General features: G+C 64.4%; 19 protein-coding genes. 10 read left to right on the forward strand and 9 right to left on the reverse strand.

From position 1 onward, the window contains the following. The first annotated feature begins 55 nt into the window (after positions 1 to 55). The 3 genes from H143_RS0113510 to H143_RS0113520 are packed head-to-tail and all read left to right on the forward strand — an operon-like array spanning position 56 to position 5,937. Positions 56 to 1,261 carry an efflux RND transporter periplasmic adaptor subunit gene (locus H143_RS0113510; RefSeq protein WP_019938782.1) on the forward strand — a complete coding sequence of 402 codons (1,206 nt, stop codon included), beginning with the start codon at positions 56 to 58 and terminating at the stop codon, positions 1,259 to 1,261. 12 nt (positions 1,262 to 1,273) lie between these two features. Beyond that, positions 1,274 to 4,450: an efflux RND transporter permease subunit gene (locus tag H143_RS0113515; RefSeq protein ID WP_019938783.1), complete on the forward strand. Its 3,177-nt coding sequence runs from the start codon at positions 1,274 to 1,276 to the stop codon at positions 4,448 to 4,450. An 11-nt stretch (positions 4,451 to 4,461) separates the two neighbouring features. Next, complete coding sequence (locus tag H143_RS0113520; protein ID WP_155803395.1) at positions 4,462 to 5,937, forward strand: efflux transporter outer membrane subunit; 1,476 nt, start codon at positions 4,462 to 4,464, stop codon at positions 5,935 to 5,937. Positions 5,938 to 6,041: 104 nt separating this feature from the next. Here H143_RS0113520 and H143_RS0113525 read toward each other — a convergent pair whose 3' ends face one another. The 5 genes from H143_RS0113525 to H143_RS0113545 form a co-directional block, all read right to left on the reverse strand. Continuing rightward, a complete protein-coding gene (locus H143_RS0113525) occupies positions 6,042 to 6,296 on the reverse strand; it encodes a GlsB/YeaQ/YmgE family stress response membrane protein (RefSeq protein ID WP_019938785.1) in 255 nt (84 codons plus the stop codon). A 98-nt stretch (positions 6,297 to 6,394) separates the two neighbouring features. Further along, positions 6,395 to 8,458: a M3 family metallopeptidase gene (locus H143_RS0113530; RefSeq protein WP_019938786.1), complete on the reverse strand. Its 2,064-nt coding sequence runs from the start codon at positions 8,456 to 8,458 to the stop codon at positions 6,395 to 6,397. A gap of 146 nt (positions 8,459 to 8,604) precedes the next feature. Continuing rightward, complete coding sequence (gene folD / locus H143_RS0113535) at positions 8,605 to 9,456, reverse strand: bifunctional methylenetetrahydrofolate dehydrogenase/methenyltetrahydrofolate cyclohydrolase FolD (RefSeq protein ID WP_019938787.1); 852 nt, start codon at positions 9,454 to 9,456, stop codon at positions 8,605 to 8,607. A gap of 199 nt (positions 9,457 to 9,655) precedes the next feature. Then, positions 9,656 to 10,279, reverse strand: coding sequence for a response regulator transcription factor (locus H143_RS0113540; RefSeq protein ID WP_019938788.1), 624 nt, complete (start codon positions 10,277 to 10,279; stop codon positions 9,656 to 9,658). Then, a complete protein-coding gene (locus H143_RS0113545; protein WP_019938789.1) occupies positions 10,276 to 12,027 on the reverse strand; it encodes a PAS domain S-box protein in 1,752 nt (583 codons plus the stop codon). The genes H143_RS0113540 and H143_RS0113545 overlap by 4 nt, the downstream gene beginning before the upstream one ends. Before the next feature lie 219 nt (positions 12,028 to 12,246). On the opposite strand from H143_RS0113545, the gene aceE reads away from it, so the two are divergent. From aceE to lpdA, 3 genes are all read left to right on the forward strand, one after another. Next, positions 12,247 to 14,931: a pyruvate dehydrogenase (acetyl-transferring), homodimeric type gene (gene aceE, locus H143_RS0113550; protein WP_019938790.1), complete on the forward strand. Its 2,685-nt coding sequence runs from the start codon at positions 12,247 to 12,249 to the stop codon at positions 14,929 to 14,931. Positions 14,932 to 14,959: 28 nt separating this feature from the next. Continuing rightward, positions 14,960 to 16,609: a dihydrolipoyllysine-residue acetyltransferase gene (gene aceF, locus H143_RS0113555; RefSeq protein ID WP_019938791.1), complete on the forward strand. Its 1,650-nt coding sequence runs from the start codon at positions 14,960 to 14,962 to the stop codon at positions 16,607 to 16,609. Positions 16,610 to 16,700: 91 nt separating this feature from the next. Then, positions 16,701 to 18,479 carry a dihydrolipoyl dehydrogenase gene (gene lpdA / locus H143_RS0113560; protein WP_019938792.1) on the forward strand — a complete coding sequence of 593 codons (1,779 nt, stop codon included), beginning with the start codon at positions 16,701 to 16,703 and terminating at the stop codon, positions 18,477 to 18,479. A 166-nt stretch (positions 18,480 to 18,645) separates the two neighbouring features. Here lpdA and H143_RS23140 read toward each other — a convergent pair whose 3' ends face one another. Next, positions 18,646 to 18,780, reverse strand: a complete 135-nt coding sequence (locus tag H143_RS23140) for a hypothetical protein (protein ID WP_019938793.1) — start codon at positions 18,778 to 18,780, stop codon at positions 18,646 to 18,648. Between the two features lie 4 nt (positions 18,781 to 18,784). Beyond that, positions 18,785 to 19,351 carry a DNA-3-methyladenine glycosylase I gene (locus H143_RS20685; RefSeq protein WP_019938794.1) on the reverse strand — a complete coding sequence of 189 codons (567 nt, stop codon included), beginning with the start codon at positions 19,349 to 19,351 and terminating at the stop codon, positions 18,785 to 18,787. A gap of 107 nt (positions 19,352 to 19,458) precedes the next feature. Between H143_RS20685 and murI the strand changes: the two genes are divergently transcribed. The 4 genes from murI to H143_RS0113590 all read left to right on the forward strand — a co-directional run bounded on the left by murI (position 19,459) and on the right by H143_RS0113590 (position 22,677). Continuing rightward, positions 19,459 to 20,268: a glutamate racemase gene (murI, locus tag H143_RS0113575; RefSeq protein ID WP_019938795.1), complete on the forward strand. Its 810-nt coding sequence runs from the start codon at positions 19,459 to 19,461 to the stop codon at positions 20,266 to 20,268. A 94-nt stretch (positions 20,269 to 20,362) separates the two neighbouring features. Continuing rightward, positions 20,363 to 20,833: a hypothetical protein gene (locus H143_RS0113580; RefSeq protein ID WP_231378506.1), complete on the forward strand. Its 471-nt coding sequence runs from the start codon at positions 20,363 to 20,365 to the stop codon at positions 20,831 to 20,833. Positions 20,834 to 20,838: 5 nt separating this feature from the next. Beyond that, positions 20,839 to 22,089, forward strand: a complete 1,251-nt coding sequence (gene kynU, locus H143_RS0113585) for a kynureninase (RefSeq protein ID WP_019938797.1) — start codon at positions 20,839 to 20,841, stop codon at positions 22,087 to 22,089. A 78-nt stretch (positions 22,090 to 22,167) separates the two neighbouring features. Then, positions 22,168 to 22,677, forward strand: coding sequence for a hypothetical protein (locus H143_RS0113590; RefSeq protein ID WP_019938798.1), 510 nt, complete (start codon positions 22,168 to 22,170; stop codon positions 22,675 to 22,677). Between the two features lie 75 nt (positions 22,678 to 22,752). On the opposite strand, the gene H143_RS21645 is transcribed toward H143_RS0113590, so the two are convergent. Then, positions 22,753 to 23,475: an HD-GYP domain-containing protein gene (locus H143_RS21645; protein ID WP_019938799.1), complete on the reverse strand. Its 723-nt coding sequence runs from the start codon at positions 23,473 to 23,475 to the stop codon at positions 22,753 to 22,755. Further along, positions 23,439 to 25,721, reverse strand: coding sequence for a GAF domain-containing protein (locus H143_RS21410; protein ID WP_051094414.1), 2,283 nt, complete (start codon positions 25,719 to 25,721; stop codon positions 23,439 to 23,441). Before H143_RS21410 ends, H143_RS21645 begins: the two co-directional genes overlap by 37 nt. Positions 25,722 to 25,731: the final 10 nt, after the last annotated feature.

The raw sequence follows: 25,731 nt of genomic DNA on the forward strand, positions 1-25,731 counted from the left end.
GCAATATGCCCCTTTAAGGGCCGGGGTGTGCGGCTGTTTTCAGGATATTTCTAGCATGAAAAAATCGAGTCTGATTCTGCGCGTGTTGGCGCTGGCGCTTTCTTTGTCCATGGGTTTGACGGCTTGTGGCAAGAAGCAAGCAAGCGCCCAGGCGGGAGCCAAGCCCGAGGTCTGGGTGGTCACGCTCAAGCCGCAGGCGGTCAATCTCACCACGGAACTGCCGGGCCGCACGTCGGCCTACCGCGAGGCCCAAGTGCGGCCCCAGGTCAACGGCATCGTGCAAAAGCGCCTGTTCATCGAGGGCGGCGAGGTCAAGGCGAACCAGCAGCTCTACCAGATCGATCCAGCCCTCTACCAGGCCCAGTACGACAGCAGCAAGGCCGCCCTGGCCAAGGCCATCGCGACGCAGCGTTCGGCCGCTGCGCTGGCCCAGCGCTACAAGCCCCTGGTCCAGAGCCACGCCGTAAGCCGCCAGGCCTACGACGACGCCGTGGCCGCCGCCCAGCAGGCCGCGGCCGACGTGCTGTCGGCCAAGGCCGCGGTTGAAACCGCGCACGTCAACCTGGTCTATACCAAGGTGCTTTCGCCCATTAGCGGCATCATTGGCCGATCGAGCGTGACCGAAGGCGCGCTGGTCACCGCCAACCAGGCCGATCCCATCGCCACGGTTCAGCAGATCGACCCCATGTACGTCGATGTGGCCCAGTCCAGCATGCAGTTGCTGCGTCTGAAGCAGGCCCTGGCCGACGGCCGGATCAAGAGCAGCAACGGCAAGCAGGCCGAGGTCAGGCTGACGCTCGAAGACGGCACGCCGTATCCACTGCCTGGCAAGATGGAGTTTTCGGAAGTCACGGTCGATCCGACGACAGGCTCGGTCATCGTCCGGGCTCGGTTCCCCAATCCCGACCACATGCTCCTGCCCGGTATGTTCGTGCGCGCCACCCTGAGCGACGGCGTGGCGCCCCAGGGGCTTCTGGTGCCGCAGCGCGGCGTCACGCGCGACCAGCGCGGCGAACCCACTGTGCTGATGCTTACGCCCGAGAACAAGGTCGAGCTGCGCGTCATCAAGACCGACCGCGCCATCGGCGACCAATGGCTGGTGACCGGCGGCTTGAAGGCCGGCGACCGGGTCATTGTCGAAGGCGTGCAGCGCGTGCATCCGGGTGTCGTTGTCAATCCGCAAGAGTGGAAGCCGTCCGCTCCCGTGCAGGTCGAGATCCAGGGCCAGGTCCAGGGCCAAGCCGCGCAGCAAGCGAAGTAAGAGGAGCCGACCATGGCCAAGTTTTTCATCGACCGGCCGGTCTTCGCCTGGGTCATCGCCATTGTGCTGATGCTGGCGGGCCTGCTATCCATCCACACCATGTCGGTGGCGCAGTATCCCAGTATCGCGCCGCCGTCCATCGCCATCCAGGCGACCTATCCGGGCGCCTCGGCCCAGACCGTGCAGGATGCGGTGGTGCAGGTGATCGAGCAGCAGATGAGCGGCCTGGATCACCTCGAGTACATGTATTCCGAGAGCAACGGCGATGGCAGCATGACCATTACGCTGACCTTCGCGCAGGGTACCAACCCTGACATCGCGCAGGTGCAGGTGCAGAACAAGTTGTCGCTGGCGCAGCCCCTGCTGCCGCAGGAAGTGCAGCAGCAGGGCCTGCGGGTCAACAAGGCCACCAAGAACTTCCTGACCGTGGCGGCCTTCATCTCGCGCAACGGCTCCATGGACCGGGCCGACCTGGCTGACTACGTGGCCTCGTACGTGCAGGATCCGATCAGCCGCACCGAGGGCGTGGGCGACTTCCAGCTGTTCGGCTCGCCCTATGCCATGCGCATCTGGCTCGACCCGACCAAGCTGGCGGGCTACAAGCTCACGGCCATCGACGTATCCAACGCCATCAAGGACCAGAACGTCCAGATCGCCGCGGGCCAACTGGGCCAGCAGCCTGCCTTGCCCGGCCAGCAGCTCACCGCTACGGTGGTCGGCCCTTCGCGCCTGAACACGCCCCAGGAGTTCGGCAAGATCTTGCTCAAGGTCAACCCTGACGGTTCGCGGGTGCTGCTGCGCGATGTGGCGCGCATCGAGCTTGGGGCGCAGATCTACAGCATCGATACCGCCTATAACGGCCAGCCGGCCGCGGGCCTGGCCATCAAGCTGGCGCCGGGCGCCAATGCGCTCGATACCGTGCAGAACGTGCATAAGACCATCGACCGCCTCAAGCCTTTCTTCCCGCCAGGCATGGACGTGGTCTATCCCTACGACACCACGCCCTTCGTAAAGCTGTCCATCGACGACGTGGTCCAGACGCTGATCGAAGCCATCATCCTGGTGTTTCTGGTGATGTATCTGTTCCTGCAGAACATCCGCGCCACGCTGGTGCCGACGCTGGCGGTGCCGGTGGTGCTGCTCGGTGCCTTCGCCGTGCTCAATGCGTTCGGCTTCACTATCAATACGCTCACCATGTTCGGCATGGTGCTGGCCATCGGCCTGCTGGTCGACGACGCCATTGTGGTGGTCGAAAACGTCGAACGCGTCATGCACGAGGAACACCTCACGCCGTTGCAGGCCACGCGCAAGTCCATGGAGCAGATCACCGGTGCGCTGGTCGGCATCGCCATGGTGCTGGCGGCGGTGTTCATTCCCATGGCCTTCTTCGGCGGCGCCACCGGCGTGATCTATCGACAATTCTCCATCACCATCGTGTCCTCGATGGCGTTGTCGGTGCTGGTGGCCATCGTGTTCACGCCGGCATTGTGCGCCACGATCCTGCAGCCGCCTTCGCATGCGCCGCGCAGGGGTTTCTTCGGCTGGTTCAACCGCAGTTTCGAACGGGCCAGCAACAACTACGGCGCCACCGTGTCTCGGGTGCTGGGCAAGGTCAAGCGGGTATACCTGATCTATGCGCTGATCGTGCTGGGTATGGCCTATCTGTTCGCGCACATCCCCACGTCGTTCCTGCCCAACGAAGACCAGGGCATTCTATTTGCCCAGGTCTCGGCGCCACCCGGCGCCACCACCGAGCGCACGCGCAGTTCGGCCAACCAGGCCATCAATTACCTGCTCAACCAGGAGAAGGACGCCGTGGATGCCGCCTTCCTGGTGACGGGCTTTAATTTTGGCGGACGCGGCCAGAACGCGGCCATCATATTCATCAAGCTCAAGGACTGGAAGCAGCGCAGGGCGTCCAGCATGCACGCCGCCGCGATCGCGGCCCGGCTCAATGCCGTGTTCGCCCGCGACATCCACGATGCCCAGATCGCCGTGTTTGCCCCGCCCGCCGTGATGGAACTGGGCAACGCCACGGGCTTTGACTTCATGCTCGAAGACCAGGCCGGCCTGGGACACCAGGCGCTGCTGGCGGCGCGCAACCAGTTGCTTGCCGAGGCCATGCGCGATCCCAAGCTGATGGCCGTGCGGCCCAATGGTATCGAGGACGCGGCGCAGTACAAGCTGAACATCGATCGCGAAAAGGCCAAGGCTCTGGGCGTGTCGGTGGCCGACCTGGACAACGTGCTGTCCATCGCCTGGGGGTCGTCCTACGTGAACGACTTCATCGACCGCGGCCGGGTCAAGAAAGTCTTTCTCATGGGCGATGCCAGCGGCCGGATGCTGCCGCAGGACCTGGACAAATGGTATGTGCGCAACGCCAGCGGCGCCATGGTGCCGTTCTCGGCGTTTTCCAGTGGCACCTGGCAGTTCGGCCCGGAAAAGCTCAACCGCTACAACGGCGTGCCGGCCTTCGAGATCCAGGGCATGCCCGCGCCTGGGTACAGCTCGGGCGAAGCCATGTCCGAGATGGAGCGCATCGCCGCCAAACTGCCCAAGGGCATAGGCTACGAATGGACCGGCCTGTCGTATGAAGAAAAGGCGGCCGGCCAGCAAGCGCCGGCGCTCTACGCCATTTCCCTGCTCGTGGTGTTCCTGTGTCTGGCCGCGCTGTACGAAAGCTGGAGCATCCCCACGGCGGTGATGCTGGTGGTGCCGCTGGGCGTGGTCGGCGCGCTGCTGGCCACGCTGTTGCGGGGCCTGTCCAACGATGTCTACTTCCAGGTGGGTCTGCTTACCACGGTGGGTCTGGCAGCCAAGAATGCCATCCTGATCGTGGAGTTCGCCAAGGAGCATTTCGAGCAGGGCGGCAGTCTGGCCGAGTCGGCCATCCACGCGGCGCGGCAGCGACTTCGCCCCATTCTCATGACGTCCATGGCCTTTATTCTGGGCGTGCTGCCGCTGGCGCTGGCTAACGGTGCGGGCTCGGGCAGCCAGAATGCCATCGGCACCGGGGTGATTGGCGGCATGTTGACGGGTACCTTGCTGGTGATCTTCTTTGTGCCCACTTTCTTCGTCACGGTGCTCAAGTGGTTCAAGGTCACGCGCATCAGCGAAAGGGTCGACAAGCACGCCAAGCCCGGCACTTCCGAGCCGTCAACCGATACGACCTCCGGAGACCATTCGTGATGAGGTTTTCGATGAGAAAGGCGAATCTGTCCCTGTTCCTCGCCCTGGCCGGCATGCTGGCCGGTTGCACCCTGGCGCCTGTCTATCACCGGCCCGCTGCGCCGGTGGATGCCAGCTACCCTAGCGGCCCAGGCTACACGCATGCGTCCAAGGACCAGGGCAAGCCTGTCCGGGGGCCGGCCGCCGATGTGGGCTGGCGCGACTTCTTCCAGGATCCGCTGCTGCAGCACCTGATCGCGCTGTCGCTGAAAGACAATCGCGACCTGCGCGTGGCCGTGCTCAACGTCCAGGCGTTGCAGGCGCAGTACCGCATCCAGCGCGCCAGCCTGATGCCTTCGGCGGCCGTCTCAGGCACGGAAACGGCGCAGCGCATTCCGGCCAGCCTGACCGCGTCCGGCAACAAAGCCAGTACTCAGGATTGGCAGGTGGGTCCGAGCATTTCCTGGCAGATCGACCTGTTCGGCCAGGTCCGGAGCCTGACCAAGGCCGCCCTGGAAAACTACCTGGCGCAGGACGACACGCGTGTCGCCGCCCAGCTCAGCCTGATCTCCCAGACGGCCACGGCCTACTTCACACTGCGCGCCGACCAGGAACTGCTGGACCTGACGACGGGCACGCTCAAGGCCCAGCAGGCTTCCTACGATCTGATCAAGCAAAGCTATGACCAGGGCGTGGACAGCGCGCTCGACTTGACCCAGGCCGAAACCACGCTGCGTACGGCCCAGAGCAATCAGGCCCAGTACCTGAGGCGGGTGGCGCAGGACCGCAATGCCCTGGCGCTGCTGGTGGGCGAGCCTTTGCCGGCCGATATCGCGGCCCAACTGAACCGGGCGCGCCGCCTGCCCGACGATGCCTTGCCGCTGGAACTGCCCGCCGGACTGCCTTCGGATCTGCTCGAGCGCCGACCCGACATCCGCGCGGCCGAGCATCAGCTGCTTGCAGCCAATGCCAATATCGGCGCGGCGCGCGCGGCCTTCTTTCCTTCGATTTCGCTCACGGGTTTCGCGGGTACGGCCAGCAATAGCCTGACGGGCCTGTTCATGCCGGGATCGGAAGCCTGGAGTCTGGTGCCCAAGATCAACCTGCCCATTTTCCAGGGCGGTTCGCTCCTTGCCAATCTGGACCTGGCCCATGTGCGCAAGAAAATCCAGGTCGCAACCTACGAAAAAGCCATCCAGACTGGTTTTCGCGAGGTGGCCGACGCGCTGGCCGGGCGCGGCACGCTGGACGATGAGATCCGCGCGCAGCGCAAGCTGGTCGATGCCAGCCAACTGGCGCTCAAGCTGTCGCAGCAGCGCTTCGACTCCGGGGTGGACAACTACCTCAGTGTGCTGGATTCGCAGCGCTCGCTCTATGCGGCCCAGCAAGGCCTGATCGCCACGCGTCTGGCGCGGCTGGACAATCAGATCAACCTGTACAAGGCGCTGGGCGGCGGCTGGACCGGGAAGTCGGTCGCCGCGCCGCCGCCAGCCGCACCGCGCTCATAGGCTGAACCGGGGCGCAGGGCGAAAACCAAACGGCCGGTGGATCGCTCCACCGGCCGTTTTCCTGCTTGGGGAAATTGGCATGGTCTGGGGGCTGTTGACAGACCCTAGCGGCGCATCGACCTGTGAATCAGGCCCACCACCAACAGGACGATGATCGCGCCGATTACCGAGCCTATGAATCCGGCAGCCTGGCCAGGGCCATACCAGTGCATGGCTTGGCCCAGATAGTTCGCGACCACGGATCCGATGATGCCCAGGATCGTGGTCATGATGATGCCCATGCTCTGGTTGCCCGGCATGATGGCGCGCGCGATCAGGCCGACAATAAAGCCGACGACGATCATGATGATAATGTGCATGCGTATGCTCCTGATAGAAGAGGAGTGAAAGGGTGCAAGGATGATACCCAAGCCGCCGAGCATAACCCCGTCCGAGATGTAACAGCCTCTGGGTGGAGTCAGGCCTGGACGACCATGCCGCTGTGGCGCAGCAGAGCATCGATGCTGGGTTGCCGGCCGCGGAAGGCCTGGAAGGATTCGGCAGCCGGCCGGGCACCGCCCACGGCCAGGATCTCCCGGCGAAAGCGCTGTCCGGTCTGCGCATCCAGCGGACCCTGACCTGACGTCTGGGCGGCCTCTTCGAAGGCGGCATAGGCATCGGCCGAAAGCACCTCGGCCCATTTGTAGCTGTAGTAGCCCGCGCCGTAGCCGCCTGCGAACAGATGCGAGAAGTTGTGCGGCATGCGATGCCAGGCGGGCGGAAAGAGCACGGCCACTTCCGCGCGCACCTGCTCTAGCAGGTCCAGCACTTGGGGCGTGGTCGGCGCCTGGTCGCGGGCGTGCATGAGCATGTCGAAGAGCGCGAATTCAACCTGCCGCACGGTCTGCATGCCGCTCTGGAAATTGCGCGCGGCCAGGAGTTTGTCGTACAGCGCGCGGGGCAGCCCGCGGCCGTCGCCCACATGGGCCGACAGCTTCTGCAGCACCGGCCACTCCCAGCAGAAGTTCTCCATGAATTGCGAAGGCAGCTCGATGGCATCCCATTCGACGCTGGCGAAGGCCGCGGCGCCCGGTTCGTCCACTTCGCTGAGCAGGGCATGCAAGGCATGGCCGGTTTCGTGAAAGAGGGTGATGACGTCGTCGTGGGTCAGCAGGGCGGGGTTGCCGGCGGCGGGTTTGGCGTAATTGCAGTTCAGGTACGCGACCGGCGTTTGCAGCCGACCGGCGACCTTGCGGCGATTGCGCTCGCCGTCGACCCAGGCGCCGCCCTGCTTTCCAGCGCGCGCGTACAGGTCCAGATACAAATGCCCCACCAGATCGCCGGACGTGTTCTCGACGCGTACGCCGCGCACATCGGGATGCCAGGCCGATACCTCGGTTTCGCGCAGCCGTACTCCGAATAGCGATTCGATCACTTCGAACAGGCCCGCCAGTACGCGCGGCTCGGTGAAGTACTGCTTGAGCTCGTCTTCGGAGTAGGCGTAGCGCGATTCGCGCAGCCGCTCGCAGGCATAGGGGATATCCCAGGGCTGCAGATCATCCATGCCCAGTTCGCGAGCGGCGTATTCGCGCAGTTGGGCCAGGTCGCGCTGGGCATAGGGCTTGGCGCGGCGCGCCAGGTCGCGCAGGAACCTGATCACTTCCTCGGAAGACCGCGCCATGCGGGTCTGCAGGCTCAGGTCGGCGAAATCGCGGTAGCCCAGCAGTCGGGCCTCCTCGCTGCGCAGGGCCAGCAGCTCCTCGATGAGCGGGGAATTATCGTATTGCGGGTCGCCCTGTTCAGAAGCGATGGTGCCGTAGGCGCGGTACAACTTCTCGCGCAATGCCCGGTCGCGCGCATACTGCATCACCGGGATGTAGCAGGGCATCTTCAGCGTGAGCATGTGGCCGGATTTGTCTTGCGCCTGCGCCGTCTCGCGGGCGGAGGCAAGCACGTCGGCGGGTAAGCCTTCAAGACGGTCGGCATCTTCGATGAGCAGCGACCAGGCATCGACCGCGTCCAGCGTGTTTTCGGAGAATTTCTGCGAAGTTTGCGCTTGGCGCTCTGAAATCTCGGCATAGCGTTCGCGATCGGCCCCTTGCAGCTCGACGCCGCTCAATCGAAAATCGCGCAGGGCTAGATCGACCACGCGCCGTCGCACTGCCGGCCAGGCAGCGTAGCCCGGGGCCTCGTGCAGGCGACGGTATTGGCGGTACAAACCTTCGTGCAGCCCCACCCATGTAGAGAACTCGGTGATCCTGGGCAGCGCGGCGTTGTAGGCCTGGCGCAACTCGGGCGTATTGACCACGGCGTTGAGGTGGCCCGCCACCGACCAGGCCCGCCACAGCCGCTCTGAGGCGCTATCCAGCGGCTCGACCACGGCTTCCCAGCTGGCAGGCAGCGCGGGGTCGGCCGCATGATCCACCGCCTTGCGGGCCAGTTCCAGCAATTCGTCCACGGCGGGGGCGATGTGCTCGGGGCGGACGGCGGCATAGTCGATCAGGTCGGCTACGGGAGCGAGCAGGGGATTGGAGGCAGTCATGATCGTGAAGGCAGGCAAGAGCGGCGAGGCCGCGTGAACGAGGCGTGATTATGGTCCATATCGGCACCCTTCATATGGGGGCTGATTCCGGTTGCGTCAAGGTGCCCGGCGGTTCCCGGTTCTCTGAGCGCTCCTCAGCCATGCGGCTATGCCGCGGTGCGCTCGGCAGCCTCGACGGTATTGACCAGCAGCATCGCGATGGTCATGGGTCCCACGCCACCCGGCACGGGCGTGATCGAACCGGCCACTTCCACCGCCGAGGCGAAGTCCACGTCGCCGCACAGCTTGCCGTCCGGGCCGCGGTTGATGCCCACGTCGATCACCGCCGCGCCCGGTTTGATCATGTCGCCGGTGACCATGCCGCGCTTGCCGGTGGCGACCACCAGCACGTCGGCGCGGCGCGTCTGGGCGCCCAGGTCGCGGGTCTTGGAATTGCAGATCGTCACCGTGGCGCCGGCCTGCAGCAGCAGCATGGCCATGGGCTTGCCCACGATATTGCTGGCGCCTACGATCACGGCCTCGGCGCCGCGCAGCGTCACGCCGTCGGCTTCCAGCATCTTCATCACGCCGTAGGGTGTGCAGGGCCGAAACAGCGGCTGGCCGGTCATGAGCATGCCTGCGTTGCTGACGTGAAAACCGTCCACATCCTTCTCGGGCGCGATGGCCTCGATGACTTTGTGCGCGTCCATGTGCTTGGGCAGGGGCAATTGCACCAGAATGCCGTGTATGGAAGGGTCGGCATTGAGCGCGTCGATGCGGGCCAGCAACTGGGCTTCGCTCATGTCGGCCGGATACTGTTCCTTGACCGAATGCAGCCCGGCCTTCTGGCAGGCCTCTACCTTATTGCGGACATAGACCTGGGACGCCGGATCTTCTCCTACCAGCACCACAGCCAAGCCGGGCGTGACGCCCTTGGCCTTCAGGGCCGCGACGCGCTCGGCGACTTCTTCGCGGATTTTCGCGGACAGGGCTTTCCCATCGATGATGTGTGCAGACATCGTATTTCTCTTGTCTTGGTATGAATTGGATGGAGATGCTTTAAGCATCGGCGCCGCGGGCGTAAAGCGCAGGCGCCTAAGTGACGGGGCAGTCCCGCAGGGACTTCGGCCGCCTAAGGCGGCGGCCGAACCCGGCACTTCGAAGCCGGAGCACTTTATGCCCGCGGCGCCGATGCGGCTCAAGAACTCAAGCCACCGATCAAGCCGTCTCGGGCTTGGCCAACGCCACCTTCATCAAATCGGCCACCGTCGTCACCTCGAGCTTTTCCATGATGTTGGCCCGGTGCGCTTCGACGGTCTTGATGCTGATGCCCAGATCGTCGGCGATCTGCTTGTTAAGGCGGCCCGCCACGATGCGTCCGAGCACTTGCTGCTCGCGCGCCGTCAGGCGGGCCAGCATGGCTTCATGGTCGCGTTGCGCCTGGTATTGGCTGATGCGCTGCGCCGCCTGTTCGAGCATGCGGGCCACGGTATCGCGCAGATCGGCCTCGTTGAAAGGCTTCTCGAGAAAATCGACCGCGCCCTTCTTGATCGTGGACACCGCCATGGGCACGTCGCCGTGACCGGTGATGAAGACGATGGGCAGCGGCGCCTTGCGTGCGATCAACTGCTCCTGCAGCTCCAGGCCGCTCATGCCCGGCATGCGCACGTCGACGATCAGTACGCCGATCTGTCCAGGGTCGTACTCGTCCAGAAAGGTCTCGGCGCTGGCGTAGGGGCGCACCCGGTAGCCGTTGGCTTCGAGCAGCCAGCGCAGCGAATCGCGCACGGCTTCATCGTCGTCGACGATGAAGACGGTGCTGGGCGTGGAGGGGGAGGTCATGCGTGCAACTCCTCGGACTGATCGTGCTGCAGTGGGTTTTTGGGATCGACGGTCGGCAGGGTGAACCTGAAGATCGTGCCGCCGGCCGGGTTCGGGTCCGCCCAGAGGCGGCCATGGTGGGATTCGATAATGGTACGGCAAATATTCAAGCCCATGCCCAGGCCCTGGGTTTTGGTGCTGAAGAAAGGCTCGAACAGGCGCTCGGGATCGGTGATGCCGTGGCCGCGGTCGACCACGGCCACTTCCAGCTGCTGCTCGTGCGGGATCACGACGACCTTGAGCTCGTCCGGCTCGCGCTTTTCCATGGCCTCCATGCCGTTCTTGATCAGGTTGAGCAGCACTTGTTCGATGAGTATCGGGTCGGCCAGCACGTCGGGGGCATCAGAAGGGATGAAGTTGTCGATGCGGATGCGGCGCTTGCGTGCGTCGATCTCGGCGAAACCGATGGCGTTGTCGACGATGCGGCGGATGGGCACGGCCTGGCGGCGCGGTTCGCTGCGTTTGACGAACTCGCGGATGCGGCTGATGATTTTGCCCGCTCGCTCGGCCTGGGCGGCCGCCTTCTCCAGCGCGGGCAACAGCATATTCGGGCTGGTGTGGCCGGCCTTGACCAGGGCTACCGCACCCATGCTGTAGTTGTAGATGGCCGTTAGCGGCTGGTTCAGTTCGTGCGCCAGCGAGGAGGCCATCTCGCCCATGGTGGTCAGGCGGCTGGTGATTTGAATCTTTTCCTGCTGGACGCGCGAGGCTTCCTCGTGCTTGCGGCGCTCGGTGATGTCGCGCGCCACTTGCATGCGTACGCGGCGCCCGTCGGTCCAGGCCAGCATGCGGTGATGCACCTCGAACCAGCGCTGCACCGAGGGGGCGAACACTTCCACCGACTCGTCGGTGAAGCGGCCGCGGCGCCCGGCCAGCAACTCGTCGTGGCCGCCCGTCTGCGCACCGAAGATGCGCCGGTAGGTGCGGTTGGCAAAGAGCAGTTCCAGGCTGTCGTGTGTGTCGGCCGTTACCGAAATGGCATCGTCCAGGCCTTCGAGCACCGTCATGAAGCGCTCGTGCGCAGCCGTCAATGCCTCGCGGATGCGTTTGGGTTCGGTAATGTCGGTCATGGAGGTCATCCAGCCGATCTGGTTGCCGTTCGGGTCCAGCAGCGGCGATACATACAGGCGTGCGGCAAAGCGCGAACCGTCGCGGCGCTGGGCTTGCAGTTCCAGGCCGCTGTTGGGCGCCTTGCCCGACATCAGTACTTCCAGCGTGTGCTGGTGTTGGTCGTGGCGGCCGGGCACCCAGTAGGGGTAGGGCGCGGAGCGGCCCACCAGGTCTGCCTCGTTCCAGCCGATCATGCGGCAGAAGGCCGGATTGACATAGGCGATGCGGCCTTCCATGTCGAGCACGCGCATGCCGGTGGACATGGAGTTTTCCATTGCGCGGCGAAAGGCGGTCTCGGCGATCAGCGCGGCCTCGGCCGTGGAGCGAAAGCGGGTGTAGCGCCACAGCATCAGCAGGCTCACCACGATCACGCAGGACAGCGCGATCACCACCCACATCAGCCGCTGCTGGCGCATCTCCTGGTCGATGGTGACGAACATGACGCTGTCGTCGCGGATGCGCTGCAGCCAGAAGAACGCGCCCATCACGCACAGGTACAGCACGAGCACGATCGCCGGCGTCAGCCAGTACAGGCCGCGGCGGCGCATGCGGGCCTGGTCGTGGAACGGCGTGGGGATGAGGGACTTGGGGTTGGACATGACTTCTGGGCGGCAATCGCGTGATTTTAATGCGTGCCGGATTCCCGCAGGCGCGCAAGGAAGGAGATCATGATTTGACGTTGAATTTCACATTACAAAATGCCGTACCGCAACATGAAATTTTCTGTGCGGCGCGGTAAGCTTGCGCCCCATGTAAGCTCAAGCCGTCACGTCCGCGCTGTATCGGGCGTGGCAACTACTTTATAACGGAGACAGCACATGTCCGCTTCGCTTCCCCAAGACGACGATACCTTAGAAACTCAGGAATGGCTTGAGGCACTGGCGGCGGTCCTCGATCGCGAAGGTCCCCAGAAGGCCCATTTGATCATCGAAAAGCTGATCGACCAGGCGCGTCGCTCCGGGACCCACATTCCGTATTCGCCCAACACGGCCTACGTCAATACCATTCCGACCGCAATGGAGCCGCCGCATCCGGGCAATCTCGAACTCGAGGCCCGCATCCGCGCCTACATCCGTTGGAACGCCATGGCCATGGTCGTCAAGGCGAACAAGCACAACCCGGCGGACGGCGGCGACCTGGGCGGACACATCGCTTCCTTCGCCTCGCTGGCCACCATGATCTCCGTCGGCCAGAACCATTTCTGGCATGCCGAGACCGACGAGCACGGCGGCGACCTGGTTTATTTCCAGGGCCACACCTCGCCCGGCATGTATGCGCGCGGCTTCATGGAAGGGCGCTTCACCGCCGAGCAACTCGACCATTTCCGCCAGGAAGTCGACGGCAAGGGCCTGTCCTCCTACCCGCATCCCAAGCTGATGCCGGACTTCTGGCAATTCCCCACCGTGTCCATGGGCCTGGGCCCGCTGATGGCTATCTACCAGGCGCGTTTTCTCAAATACCTAGAGGCCCGCGGCATTGCCAAGACCGCCGGACGCAAGGTCTGGGTCTTCTGCGGCGACGGCGAGATGGACGAGCCTGAATCCCTGGGGGCCATCGCTCTGGCCGCGCGCGAAAAGCTCGACAATCTGATCTTCGTCGTCAACTGCAATCTGCAGCGCCTGGACGGCCCGGTGCGCGGCAACGGCAAGATCATCCAGGAGCTGGAAGGCGACTTCCGCGGTTCGGGCTGGAACGTCATCAAGCTGATCTGGGGCGGCTACTGGGATCCGCTGCTGGCCGCCGACAAGGAAGGCATCTTGCGCAAGGTCATGGAAGAGACCGTCGACGGCGAATACCAGGCCTACAAGGCCAACGACGGCAAGTTCGTGCGCGACCACTTCTTCGGCAAGCATCCCAAGCTGCTGGAAATGGTCGCCCGCATGAGCGACGAGGACATCTGGCGCCTGAACCGTGGCGGCCACGATCCCCACAAGGTCTTTGCCGCCTTCGACGCGGCCAGCAAGCACGTGGGGCGGCCTACCGTCATCCTGGCCAAGACCATCAAGGGTTACGGCATGGGCCAGGTGGGCCAGGCCAAGAACCCCACCCATCAGCAAAAGAAGCTGGAGTTCGATTCCATCCGCGAATTCCGCGACCGCTTTGGCATTCCCATTTCGGACGACCAGCTCGAAAAGATCCCGTACTTCAAGCCGGCCGAGGATTCGCCCGAGATGAGGTATCTGCACGAGCGCCGCAAGGCCCTGGGCGGTTATCTCCCCCGCCGTCGCATGAAAGCCGACGAGAAGCTCACGGTGCCCAAACTGGACGCTTTCAAGGCCGTGCTCGATCCCACGGCTGAAGGCCGCGAGATCTCGACCACCCAGTCCTTCGTGCGCGTGCTCAACCAGTTGCTGCGCGATAAGGAAATCGGTCCGCGCGTGGTGCCCATCCTGGTCGACGAGTCGCGCACCTTCGGCATGGAAGGCCTGTTCCGCCAGATCGGCATCTACGCGCCCGAAGGACAGAAGTACATTCCGGTCGATAAGGACCAGGTGATGTATTACCGCGAAACGGTCGACGGCCAGCTGCTGCAGGAAGGCATCAACGAGGCGGGCGGCATGAGCTCCTGGATCGCGGCGGCCACGTCGTATTCGAGCAATAACCGCATCATGGTGCCGTTCTACGTCTACTATTCGATGTTCGGCTTCCAGCGCATCGGCGACCTGGCCTGGGCCGCCGGCGACATGCAGGCGCGCGGCTTCCTGCTGGGGGGCACCGCAGGGCGCACGACGCTCAACGGCGAAGGCCTGCAGCACGAAGACGGCCACAGCCACATCCTGGCCGCGACCATCCCGAATTGCGTGGCCTACGACCCGACCTTCGCCCACGAAGTGGCGGTCATCATCCAGCACGGCATGAAGCGCATGGTCGAGAACCAGGAGAACGTCTATTACTACCTGACCCTGATGAACGAGAACTATCCCCAGCCCGGCCTGACCGCCGGCGACGAGGAAGGCATCATCAAGGGCATGTACAAGCTCAAGTCGCACGGCACGGGCAAGCTGCGCGTGCAGCTCATGGGTTCGGGCACCATCCTGCGCGAAGTCATGGCCGCCCAGGAGTTGCTCGAGGCTGACTGGGGCGTGGCGTCCGACATCTGGAGCGTGACCAGTTTTACCGAACTGCGCCGCGAAGGCCTGGATGTCGAGCGTTACAACATGCTCAATCCCGAGGCCAAGCAGCAGGTGGCCTATGTCACCCAGCTGTTGGCGGGCACGCAAGGCCCCATCGTCGCATCGACCGACTACATGAAGCTGCTGGCCGACCAGATTCGTCCTTATATGCCGGCCGGCCGCACCTACAAGGTGCTGGGTACCGACGGCTTCGGCCGCTCGGACTTTCGCAGCAAGCTGCGCGAGCACTTCGAGATCAATCGCCATTTCGTGGTCCTGGGCGCGCTGCGCGCCCTGGCCGACGAGGGCAAGCTGCCCCTGTCCAAGGTGGCTGAAGCGATCAAGAAGTATGGCATCAATCCGGCCAAGGCCAACCCCCAACACGCTTGAGCCCAGCACAGCATAGGATGGTGAGACGATGAGCAATACTGTGGAAATCAAGGTTCCCGATATCGGCGACTTCAAGGAGGTCGAGGTCATCGAAGTGCTGGTCAAGGTCGGCGAGACGATCAAGGCCGAGCAAAGCCTGATCACGGTCGAGTCCGACAAGGCCTCGATGGAGATTCCGGCCTCGCAGGGCGGCGTAGTCAAGTCCATTTCGGTCAAGGTGGGCGACAAGGTGGCCGAAGGCAGCGTGGTCCTGGCGGTCGAAGACTCCGGGGCTGCCCCGGCTCCGGCGCCTGCCGCGGCGGCTCCCTCTGCGCCGGCTCCCGTCGCGCCAGCTCCCGCCGCTGCGCCAGCTCCCGCCGCCCCGGTCTCCGGTGGCGGCTCGGTCGATCTGGTCGTGCCCGACATCGGCGACTTCAAGGAAGTCGAAATCATTGAGGTGATGGTCGCCGTGGGCGATACCGTCAAGGCCGAGCAAAGCCTGATCACGGTCGAATCCGACAAGGCCTCGATGGAGATTCCCGCCTCGCAGGCCGGCGTCATCACGGCGCTCAAGGTCAAGGTGGGCGACAAGGTGTCCAAGGGCTCTTTGCTGGCTGTGGTGCAAGCTGCCGGCGCCGCGCCGGCGCCTGCTGCTGCCTCCTCCGCTGCCGCACCGGCTGCGGCCGCTTTTACGCCGGTGGCCGTGGATGCTGCGGCTCCCGCACCCAAGGCGACTCCCGCTTCCCCCGTGGTGGAAGATCCGGGCCTGGCTCCCGGCAAGCTGCCGCATGCCTCGCCTTCGGTGCGCAAGTTCGCGCGCGAGCTGGGGGTGAACCTGAGCCGCGTCGGGGGCACCGGCCCCAAGGGTCGCATCCTGTTCGACGACGTGCGCAATTTTGTCAAGCAGGCCCTGGCGGGCGGCTCGGGGTCGGCCGCGGCCTCGTCTGGCTCGGCCGACGGCGCCGCGCTGGGTCTGCTGCCTTGGCCCAAGGTCGACTTCGCCAAGTTCGGGCCGATCGATCCCAAGCCGCTGTCGCGCATCAAGAAGATATCGGGCGCCAACCTGCACCGCAACTGGGTCATGATCCCGCACGTCACCAACAACGACGAAGCGGACATCACCGACCTGGAAGCCCTGCGCGTCACGCTCAACAAGGAGCACGAGAAGGCGGGTGTCAAGTTCACCATGCTTGCCTTCGTCATCAAGGCCGTGGTCGCTGCCCTGAAGAAATTCCCCGAGTTCAACGCATCGCTCGACGGCGATAACCTGGTTCTGAAGCAGTACTACCACATCGGCTTCGCGGCCGATACGCCCAACGGGCTGATGGTGCCGGTACTGAAGGACGCCGACAAGAAGGGCATCATCGACATCGCCAAGGAAATGGGCGAGCTGGCCAAGAAGGCCCGCGACGGCAAGCTCTCGCCTGCCGAAATGCAGGGCGGTTGCTTTTCGATCTCGTCCTTGGGCGGCATCGGCGGCACGCATTTCACGCCCATCATCAACGCGCCCGAAGTGGCCATCCTGGGGCTGTCGCGCTCGTTCCAGAAGCCCGTGTGGGACGGCAAGCAATTCGTGCCGCGCCTGACCATGCCGATGTCGCTGTCGTATGACCACCGCGTCATCGACGGTGCCGCGGCCGCGCGCTTTAATGCCTACCTGGCCTCGCTGCTGGCCGATTTCCGCCGCGTCGCGCTGTAAAAGGGAGAAAAATGACGACCCCCACACCCATTACGTTCGCTGCCTTCCCAGGGGGCTTGCGCTCCCTTCGGGCAGCCGTGCGGAGGCTGATATGAGCAATGTGCAAATCAAGGTTCCCGATATCGGCGACTTCAAGGAAGTCGAGGTCATCGAAGTGCTGGTCAAGGTCGGCGAGACGATCAAGGCCGAGCAAAGCCTGATCACGGTCGAGTCCGACAAGGCCTCGATGGAGATTCCGGCCTCGCAGGGCGGCGTGGTCAAGTCCATTTCGGTCAAGGTGGGCGACAAGGTGGCCGAAGGCAGCGCCATACTCGAGGTGGATGCCGCGGACGCTGGGGCTGCCGCGCCCGTGGGCGCAGCAACGGCGCCCGCCGCGGCGCCTGCCGCCGCGGCTGTCACGCCGGCACCGGCCGCAGCGCCGGCCCCCCAGGCTGCCAGCTACTCGGGTTCGGCCGATCTTGAATGCGACGTGCTGGTCCTGGGCGCAGGTCCTGGCGGCTATTCGGCCGCCTTTCGCGCTGCCGACCTGGGCTTGAACACCGTGTTGGTCGAGCGCTACTCGACGCTGGGCGGCGTGTGCCTGAACGTGGGCTGCATCCCGTCCAAGGCGCTCCTGCACAATGCCGCGGTGATCGATGAAGTCAAGGCCCTGGCCGCGCACGGCGTGGATTTCGGCACGCCCAAGATCGACCTGGACACGCTGCGCGGCTACAAGGACAGCGTGGTGGGCAAGCTCACCGGCGGCCTGGCCGGCATGGCCAAGGCGCGCAAGGTCACCGTGGTGACCGGCGTGGGCGAATTCGCCGATCCGCATCACATGGCGGTCAAGTCCGCCGACGGCAAGACGCAAACCATCCGCTTCAACAATGCCATCATCGCCGCCGGCAGTCAGTCGGCCAGACTGCCGTTCCTGCCTGAGGACGACCGCATCGTTGATTCCACCGGCGCGCTGGAACTCAAGAGCGTGCCCAAGAAGATGCTGCTCGTGGGCGGCGGCATCATCGGCCTGGAAATGGGTACGGTGTATTCCACGCTGGGAGCCCGTCTTGACGTGGTCGAGATGCTGGACGGCCTGATGCAGGGCGCCGACCGCGACCTGGTGAAGGTGTGGCAGAAGGTCAATGCCCACCGCTTCGACAACATCATGCTCAACACCAAGACGGTGGCTGCCCAGGCCAAGCCGGACGGCATCTACGTCACCTTCGAGGGCGAAGGCGCGCCGAAGGAGCCGCAGCGCTACGACCTGGTCCTGCAGGCTGTGGGCCGCACGCCCAACGGCAAGAAGATCGGCGCCGACAAGGCCGGCGTGTCCGTGTCCGACCGCGGCTTCATCGCGGTGGACAAGCAGATGCGTACCAACGTGCCGCACATCTACGCCATCGGCGACGTCGTGGGCCAGCCCATGCTGGCGCACAAGGCCGTGCACGAGGGACATGTGGCCGCCGAGGCCATCGCCGGCGAGAAATCCTACTTTGACGCGCGCGTCATCCCGGGCGTGGCCTATACCGACCCCGAGGTGGCTTGGGTGGGCCTGACCGAGGACGAGGCCGGCAAGCAGGGCATCAAAATAGAGAAGGGCGTGTTCCCCTGGGCCGCCTCGGGCCGCGCGATCGCCAATGGCCGCGACGAGGGCTTCACCAAGCTTATCTTCGACGCCCAGACGCATCGCATCCTGGGTGGCGGGATCGTCGGCACCCATGCCGGCGACATGATCAGCGAAGTGGTGCTGGCCATCGAAATGGGCGCGGACATGGTCGACATCGCCAAGACCATCCACCCGCATCCCACGCTGGGAGAATCGGTCGGCATGGCTGCCGAAGTGGCCGAAGGCGTGTGTACCGATCTGCCGCCCGTGCGCAAGAAGAAGTAGGCGTGCAGTGGATAAAAAGCGGCCTTCGGGCCGCTTTTTATCGCTGGATCTTTAACTAGCGCTCGCTTGTTTTTTTGAGCTCTTTAGTCGCCCGAGCTTGCCCTGATAGGCCCAGCACACAGGACTCCCAGGAGCATAGGCATCCGAGCTGAAAATACGCTGGGCGCTATTTCCGCGGCGTGGAAACATGGCTGCCCACCAGCCCCGTATCCACGGTGCCGTAGACGTTGTATTGCGTGCAGCCGGCCAAACCGGCGAGCAGAAGGGCGGCGGCGCGGATAAGGTTGCGGCGTATTTTCATGAAATCAGGCCGATGCGCAGGCATCGCGGCGAAAGCAGTGCGCGGCATGGTCGTTGACCATGCCTATCGCCTGCATCCAGGCATAGGCGATGGTCGGGCCGACGAACTTGAAGCCGCGGCGTTTGAGTTCTTTTGATATCTGCTCAGACAGCGGCGTGCTGGCGACGCGGGTGCCGCCATCGCTGGGCAAGGTCTTGCCTTGGGTGAACGACCAGCAAAAATCGCTGAATTGCAGGCCGTTCGCCTGCATATCGCAGTAAATCCGGGCGCCGCCTAGGGTTGCTTCGATCTTGGCGCGGGAGCGGATAATGCCAGGGTCGGCCATCAGGCGCAGCACCTCCTCCTCGCCATATCCGGACACCACGACAGGGTCGAAATCGGCGAAGGCCGCCCGTAGCGCCTCGCGTTTATGCAGCACGACCCGCCAGGACAGGCCCGCCTGGAAGCTCTCGAGCATCAGGCATTCCCACAGCGCACGGCTGTCGCGCAGGGGTACCCCCCATTCGCCGTCGTGATAGTCGCGCATAAGCGGATCGTCACCGGCCCAGTCGCAGCGATGTCGTTCGGTCATGCCCGTCTCCATGTAAGCGATGCTCGGGATATTGGAACATAATAGAATCCCGCCGGTAGGCATCCCCGGCTTTTCAATCGCTGACCATCCAACGCCAGTACACAGTCATGTCCAACGGGATTGCGCCCATCGGCGTTTTCGATTCAGGCTTGGGAGGCATGTCCGTCGCCGCCGCCATCCACCGGCGGCTGCCCGGCGAGGCCATCGTCTACGTCGCCGATTCCGGATTCGCGCCCTATGGCGAAAAGACCGATGCGTTCATCAAGACGCGCAGCCGGACGCTGGCGCAGTGGCTGATCCGGCGCGGAGCGAAGGCGCTGGTCGTCGCATGCAATACGGCGACGACCCAAGCCATATCGCTGCTGCGCAGCGAGTTCGCCATTCCTGTCATCGGCGTCGAACCCGGCATCAAACCGGCGGTCCAGTCCTCGGCTGCAAAAGTCGTCGGCGTGCTGGCCACGGCGGCGACGCTGCGTAGCGGCAGGCTGCAGGAGCTGCTGTCCAGCCATGGCCGGGACTGCCGTTTCGTATGCCAGGCCGGGCATGGCCTGGTGGAACTCATTGAGCAGGGAACCGTTGCCGGGGCGTGCGTCGATGCGCTGCTCGATAAATACCTGGCGCCCATGGCCGAGGCGGGCGTGGATACCCTCGTGCTGGGTTCGACCCACTATGCGTTTCTCATGCCGAGCATCACGCGGGCGTTCGGCGACCAGTTCCATTTGGTCGAGACCGGCAGCGCCATCGCCCGCCGGGTCGAAGACAGGCTGACCGAGCACGGGCTGCGAGCCGATGCAAGCGTTGCCAATCCGGCCTTGCATCTTTATTCGACCGCTTCCGAGACCCGGCCGCTGCAGCGGCTGGCGCACGCGCTTTGCCTTGTCGGAAGCGAGGTCGCCAGCGTCAGTGTGGACATGTGACGGTCGCGTTTGCCGGCCGATAACGAACTCGGATATGACCATGCCGTTTTTGCATAGACATCGAAGTCGCCTTGCCGGGTTGGGTTTGCGCGTATTGATCGGCACTTCCCTGGCGCTGGCGGTCCAGTGCGCTAACGCTTATTCCGGCGACGCGCGGCAATGCCGGGCGTCCGGCGGTACGCTGCGCGATGGCCAGGTGATAGCTCAACCCAGATTCAGCCATGGCAGGTACCGCAAGGGCATCGAGCTGTCGCACACGCATTTGAAAATTCGGGGCCAGGACGGCCGCGTGTACAAGGTGGCGATCGACAATGTTTTCGCATCGGGCTACCGGCCGGGCATGAAAACCGTGCCCGCGCCGCTCAATGCCATCGCGGTAGGCGCTAAAGTCCAGGCTTGCGGCATCCCCTTTCGCGGCGGCATCCACTGGGTCCACGACAACTGCGGCGACACGCCCACCCGCTCGGACCCGAACGGCTGGATCAAGTTGGTCCAGGCCGACGGCCGTGCCGGCCCGAATCTTGAGGCCAGCCGAACCTACTGCTATCTCTGGCCACGCCATTGAAAGCGATGCAAACCCGCGAGTCCTGCCTGCAAGCCGATGGGCAAGATCCCCTGGCGCGGCTCAAATCGCATTTCGCGTTGCCGCCGGGCGTGATCTATTTGGATGGCAACTCGCTGGGCGCGATGCCCAGAAGCGCCCATGCCCGAAGCGCCCGGGTCATCGAGCAGGAGTGGGGCGTGGGCCTGATACGCAGCTGGAACAGCGCCGACTGGTTCGAGCTGCCTTCCCGCCTGGGCAACAAGCTGGGCCGCCTGATCGGCGCGGGCGACGACGAAGTGGTCGTCACCGACACGACCTCGCTCAATATCTTCAAGTCGCTGGCGGCCGCCTTGCGGATCCAGCGCCAAGCCCATCCCGCGCGCCGCGTGATCGTCTCCGAGCGCGACAATTTCCCGACCGATCTCTACATGATCCAGGGCATGATCGATCTGCTGCAGCAAGGCTATACGCTGCGGCTGATCGACGCGCCAGACGGGCTGGAGCAGGCGATCGACGAGGACGTCGCCGTGCTGCTGCTGTCCCACGTCAATTACCGCACCGGCTATATGCACGACATGGCGGTGACCACCGCGATGGCTCACCGGTGCGACGTGCTGACGATATGGGATCTGGCGCACTCGGCCGGCGCGGTGCCGGTCGATCTTGCCCGCGCGCAGGCCGATTTCGCCGTGGGTTGCACCTATAAATACCTGAATGGCGGCCCTGGCGCGCCCGCCTTTATATGGGTTGCCGCGCGGCACCGGGATCGATTCTGGCAGCCCCTGTCGGGCTGGTGGGGGCACAGCCACCCCTTTGACATGGCCGCCGACTACCAGCCAGCCGACGGCATCCGCCGCTATCTCTGCGGCACCCAGCCTGTCGTTTCGATGGCGCTGGTCGAGTGCGGCCTGGATATCGCGCTTGAAGCCGACATGTCCCAGGTGCGTGAAAAGTCGCTGGCGCTGACAGACCTGTTCATCTCGCTGGTGCAGGCGCGTTGCCACGGCCATCCGCTCATCCTGATCACGCCCCGCGATCACGCCATCCGCGGCAGCCATGTCAGCTTGCGCCATCCGCAAGGCTTTGCCGTGATGCAGGCCCTGATCGCGCGCGGGGTGATCGGCGACTACCGCGAACCGGGTGTGCTGCGTTTCGGGGTCACGCCTCTCTACCTGGGCTATGCCGATATATGGGATGCCGTCGAAATCCTGAAAGACATACTCGATACCGGCAGCTGGGACCGGCCTGCCTTTCATCGACGCGCTCGGGTAACGTAGATCGCCGTATTCTGTGTCGTGAACGAAGCCAAAATTGGCAGCCGCATCATGTTTAAAAGAATCGCATGGACTTTAGGTTTGTTAGCGGTACTGAGCCTGTGCCGCGGCGCCGCAGCGGCTGACGCGGCCCCTGCGGACCAGGCCCCCGATCCCGCTGTCGCCCAGCAGGGCGGCGCACTCCTGGACCGCATGATGCCCTCGAGCTTTAACGCCCTGTGGTTGGACAACACCGACGGGGTCGCCGCGCTGCATGCCTGCGAGGCCTACGTCTCGCCCTCGGCGTTGCAGGCATGGCCCGGCCTGGTCGATTTTCCCTACGCCACCCAGCCTGGCGCGATCCTGGCCTACTTGCCCTACGACACGCCCTATGGGCAGGACGTCTTCCAGGCGGTGCGGCAGGGCGACGGAAAATGGAAAGTGACCAAGGCCCAGGGCGCCATCGCAACGGCCAGCCCGTCGCCGGCCGGTATGCAGGCATTGATCGAATCCTGCCTGGCGCATTTCGGGGCCATTTCCCCGAACTTGGTGTATCCCACCGTTTATACGCTGGCGATATGGCCGCCGCGCGTGACGCGGGCGGCGCAATGACGCGACGCCGACGGGGCGGTCGACTTGAATTCAAGACCGGATACGCGGGAAATGCCCGCGCAATCGAATGCTGGCTCAGGCCGGCCTTGTTCCCAGGACGGCGTCGATGTCCGGCTCGTCGATCTGCTCCGGTTCCATGAACTGCCGCGCATACTCGCGCCAGATGCCCTCGGTCAGGAAGAGATCCAGCAGATCGGGATCGAGGTGCCTGTCGCGCTTCATCGATTCCATGATGTGCACCGCCTCGCTTAGCCTCTTGGCCTTCTTGTAGGGCCGGTCGCCCGCGGTCAGCGCCTCGAAGACATCGGCGATGGCCATGGCGCGCGCCACCACGCTCATATCGTCGCGCCGCAGTCCCTTGGGATATCCCGTGCCGTCCATTTTCTCGTGATGCCCGCCGGCGAACTCGGGAACCTGCCGCAAGGCGCCTGTCAGCGGCAGGTCGCGCAGCATGAGAATGGTGTGGTTGATGTGCTTGTTGATCTCGTACCGTTCCTCGTCCGTCAGCGTGCCCCGGCGGATGCGGAGGTTGTGGCGCTCGCCCAGGTTCATGCGGTATTGCGGCGGTTTCATGTTGAATCCTGCCTGGCTTTCCTGTGTGTTCAGGTAACTGGCATGGTGTTCGATGAGATGGTCGGCGCGGTCTTCCAGCAGTTTTTCCTCGGTTGGCAGCGCCGGAGCGGGCGTGCGGCGCTTGCGCCGATTTTCTTCGCGCGAAATTCCGATGCGGTCATCGAGCGTGCGTATCCAGGTTCGCTCGCCTATGGCGTGCAGGCGCTCGATATCCTGGGAGGCCATCTCTTCGCCGCCTTCATTGCAACGGGCCACGAATGCAAAATCGGCATCCAGCGCGGCCAGCTCCGCGTCGCGGATGGCGGCCAGCGCCTGCGGCTGTGCGCCTGCGGCTGTGCGCCTGCGGCCACGCCGCGCCAATAAGCCACCCAGGCGCCGGACTTGAGCAATTCGAACCGCATGCGGATTTCGTGCAGCCGGTTATAGAGGCTTTCGAGCTTGGTGGCCTTGTCGACGATGTATTCGGGGGTGGTCAGTTTGCCGCAGTCATGCAGCCAGCTCGCAACCTTGACCGCCTCCCAGTCGTCCGGCGTGAGCGTGAAATCCGCGAAAGGGCCGCTGCGCGACCGGCTTGCGGCCCGCACCAGCGACATTGCCAGCATGGGCACACGTTGGCAATGTCCGCCGGTATAGGGGGACTTGGCGTCGATGGAATTGGCGATCATGCGCACCACGGCATCGAGCAGCGACTTGCGCGCCTTGAGCAGCAGGGTCATCTCGATGGTCATCGCCGCCGTCGCCGACAGGACCTGGATCAGGTCGAGGCTGGCATCCGACGCCTGCATGCCGGCTTTGCCGCGCGCTGCCAGCAGCAATCCGCCCACCACGTCGCCGGCCCGGTTGAGCAGGGGAACGACCGAGAACCGGAATACCTGGTCGGCCGGCAGCGGCGTCGCCTCGACCAATCCGGCCAGGAACGGCGGCAATGGAGTTCTGGCATGGTCGAAATGCGCAACCGTCTTGCCTTGAATGGCCGCAAGCACTTGTGCGTCGACGTCGAGCCGGTCCACCGTCCGGGGTTCCGCGTCTTCGGCCGATGTGTCGCGATCGATGACCGACAGTTTTTCGCCTTCGTCTTCGCTCATCAACAGAAGGCCGCCCTCCGCTTCGGCGATATTGACGGCCTCGCGCAGCAGCCGAACCATCAGTTTTGTGGGGTCGCGCTCGGCCGAAAGTGCCTGGCCGACTTCGGTGAAGCGCTGGATGGTCAGTCCGGCCTGGCGCATGGACTGCGACAAGGTCCGGATTTCCCGAACGGACGAATCGACTTGGGCGAATCCGGGTTCGAACTGGAAACGCTGGATGCGTTCTGCGTCCTGGGCCAGTTGCGTCAGGGGCCGGCTGACCGCCCGGGCCACGACCTGGACCACGGCCATGGCGGCAAGCGCCATCGCCACGCCCAGCCAGAGCAGCGTCGAGGTCAGCCTGCGGGCGCCTGCCAGCATTTCGTTGTCCGGCGTGGCCACGGCCATGCGAAAAGTCCAGGGGCCCGAATGCAGCGGCACCGTGCGCATCACCCAGGTGACATTGCTGTTGTTTACCGTGCGGGTCGTCGCCTGTCCGCCGTCCGAGTCCGATGCCACCCGCAGCAGGTGCGTCGCCATGGACGAGGCCGGCCATGGCGATCCGGCGTTCGGCGTGTCCGGTCCTATCGGCACGCTGCTGGCGACGACCTCGTTTTGGGCATTGACGATCATCAGTATCGACGACTTGGTGCTTTTCATCTGTCTGAGCGCCTGCGACAAATCGGCCAGGCCCAGATCCACGCCCACCACGCCATGGCCCGACGCCAGGCGCCGGGCCATGGTGATACCGCGCTCCTGCGTCAGAAAAAACCAGTAGGGATTCGTAATGACGGCGTTTTCGCTGCCGATTCCCATGCGATACCAGTTGCGTGTGCGCGGATCATAGGGCGGGTCGGCCGGCGCAAGCGCGGCGCCCACGGGCTGCAGCGCGTCGTCCAGAAACGTAAGCGCCATCGTCGCGGTCCCGGCCGCAGCAGCCCCGGTTCCGGCGCGTACGGTTTCCAGGTAATAGCTCGCCGCATCGGGCGCCTTGAGCTGTTCCCGGGCGACTGGCGAAGTGAGCCGGCGCAGCAGTACGAAGCTGCCGTCCTCGTAACCCACATAGAGGGCCGACACCATGGGAGAGGCCTGCAGCGAGAGGCTCATGCGGCGGATAAATGCATGCCGGGATGCGCTTGCGAAATCGTTGGCCTGGGGGTTGGTCGCATAAAGGCTCAGCAGCCCGTCGACCTTGCTGACATTGTTGTCAATCTGGTTGCGGCTTTCGGTCGCGATATGGTCGAACAGCGTGCGTGACGCATCCTGGACGATGCCGATTGCCTGGTGGTTGACGTAGAAGACGATGCCCAGCATGGCGGCCAGCACCGTCAAGCCGAACGCCAAGGTCAGATGTGCCGCCAAGCTCTCGGGCCTGCACATCGAAGCAAGCTTCTTGATCATCGCCATCAGATGCCCT

It is taken from the genome of Bordetella sp. FB-8 (assembly GCF_000382185.1).
Taxonomy (GTDB): Bacteria; Pseudomonadota; Gammaproteobacteria; order Burkholderiales; family Burkholderiaceae_B; genus Bordetella.

Coding starts and splice junctions, on each gene's coding strand:
- H143_RS0113510 (WP_019938782.1), top strand. CDS start 56: ATGAAAAAATCGAGTCTGATTCTGCGCGTGTTGGCGCTGGCGCTTTCT.
- H143_RS0113515 (WP_019938783.1), top strand. CDS start 1,274: ATGGCCAAGTTTTTCATCGACCGGCCGGTCTTCGCCTGGGTCATCGCC.
- H143_RS0113520 (WP_155803395.1), top strand. CDS start 4,462: ATGAGAAAGGCGAATCTGTCCCTGTTCCTCGCCCTGGCCGGCATGCTG.
- H143_RS0113525 (WP_019938785.1), bottom strand. CDS start 6,296: ATGCACATTATCATCATGATCGTCGTCGGCTTTATTGTCGGCCTGATC.
- H143_RS0113530 (WP_019938786.1), bottom strand. CDS start 8,458: ATGACTGCCTCCAATCCCCTGCTCGCTCCCGTAGCCGACCTGATCGAC.
- folD (WP_019938787.1), bottom strand. CDS start 9,456: ATGTCTGCACACATCATCGATGGGAAAGCCCTGTCCGCGAAAATCCGC.
- H143_RS0113540 (WP_019938788.1), bottom strand. CDS start 10,279: ATGACCTCCCCCTCCACGCCCAGCACCGTCTTCATCGTCGACGACGAT.
- H143_RS0113545 (WP_019938789.1), bottom strand. CDS start 12,027: ATGTCCAACCCCAAGTCCCTCATCCCCACGCCGTTCCACGACCAGGCC.
- aceE (WP_019938790.1), top strand. CDS start 12,247: ATGTCCGCTTCGCTTCCCCAAGACGACGATACCTTAGAAACTCAGGAA.
- aceF (WP_019938791.1), top strand. CDS start 14,960: ATGAGCAATACTGTGGAAATCAAGGTTCCCGATATCGGCGACTTCAAG.
- lpdA (WP_019938792.1), top strand. CDS start 16,701: ATGAGCAATGTGCAAATCAAGGTTCCCGATATCGGCGACTTCAAGGAA.
- H143_RS23140 (WP_019938793.1), bottom strand. CDS start 18,780: ATGAAAATACGCCGCAACCTTATCCGCGCCGCCGCCCTTCTGCTCGCC.
- H143_RS20685 (WP_019938794.1), bottom strand. CDS start 19,351: ATGACCGAACGACATCGCTGCGACTGGGCCGGTGACGATCCGCTTATG.
- murI (WP_019938795.1), top strand. CDS start 19,459: ATGTCCAACGGGATTGCGCCCATCGGCGTTTTCGATTCAGGCTTGGGA.
- kynU (WP_019938797.1), top strand. CDS start 20,839: ATGCAAACCCGCGAGTCCTGCCTGCAAGCCGATGGGCAAGATCCCCTG.
- H143_RS21645 (WP_019938799.1), bottom strand. CDS start 23,475: ATGGCCTCCCAGGATATCGAGCGCCTGCACGCCATAGGCGAGCGAACC.
- H143_RS21410 (WP_051094414.1), bottom strand. CDS start 25,721: ATGGCGATGATCAAGAAGCTTGCTTCGATGTGCAGGCCCGAGAGCTTG.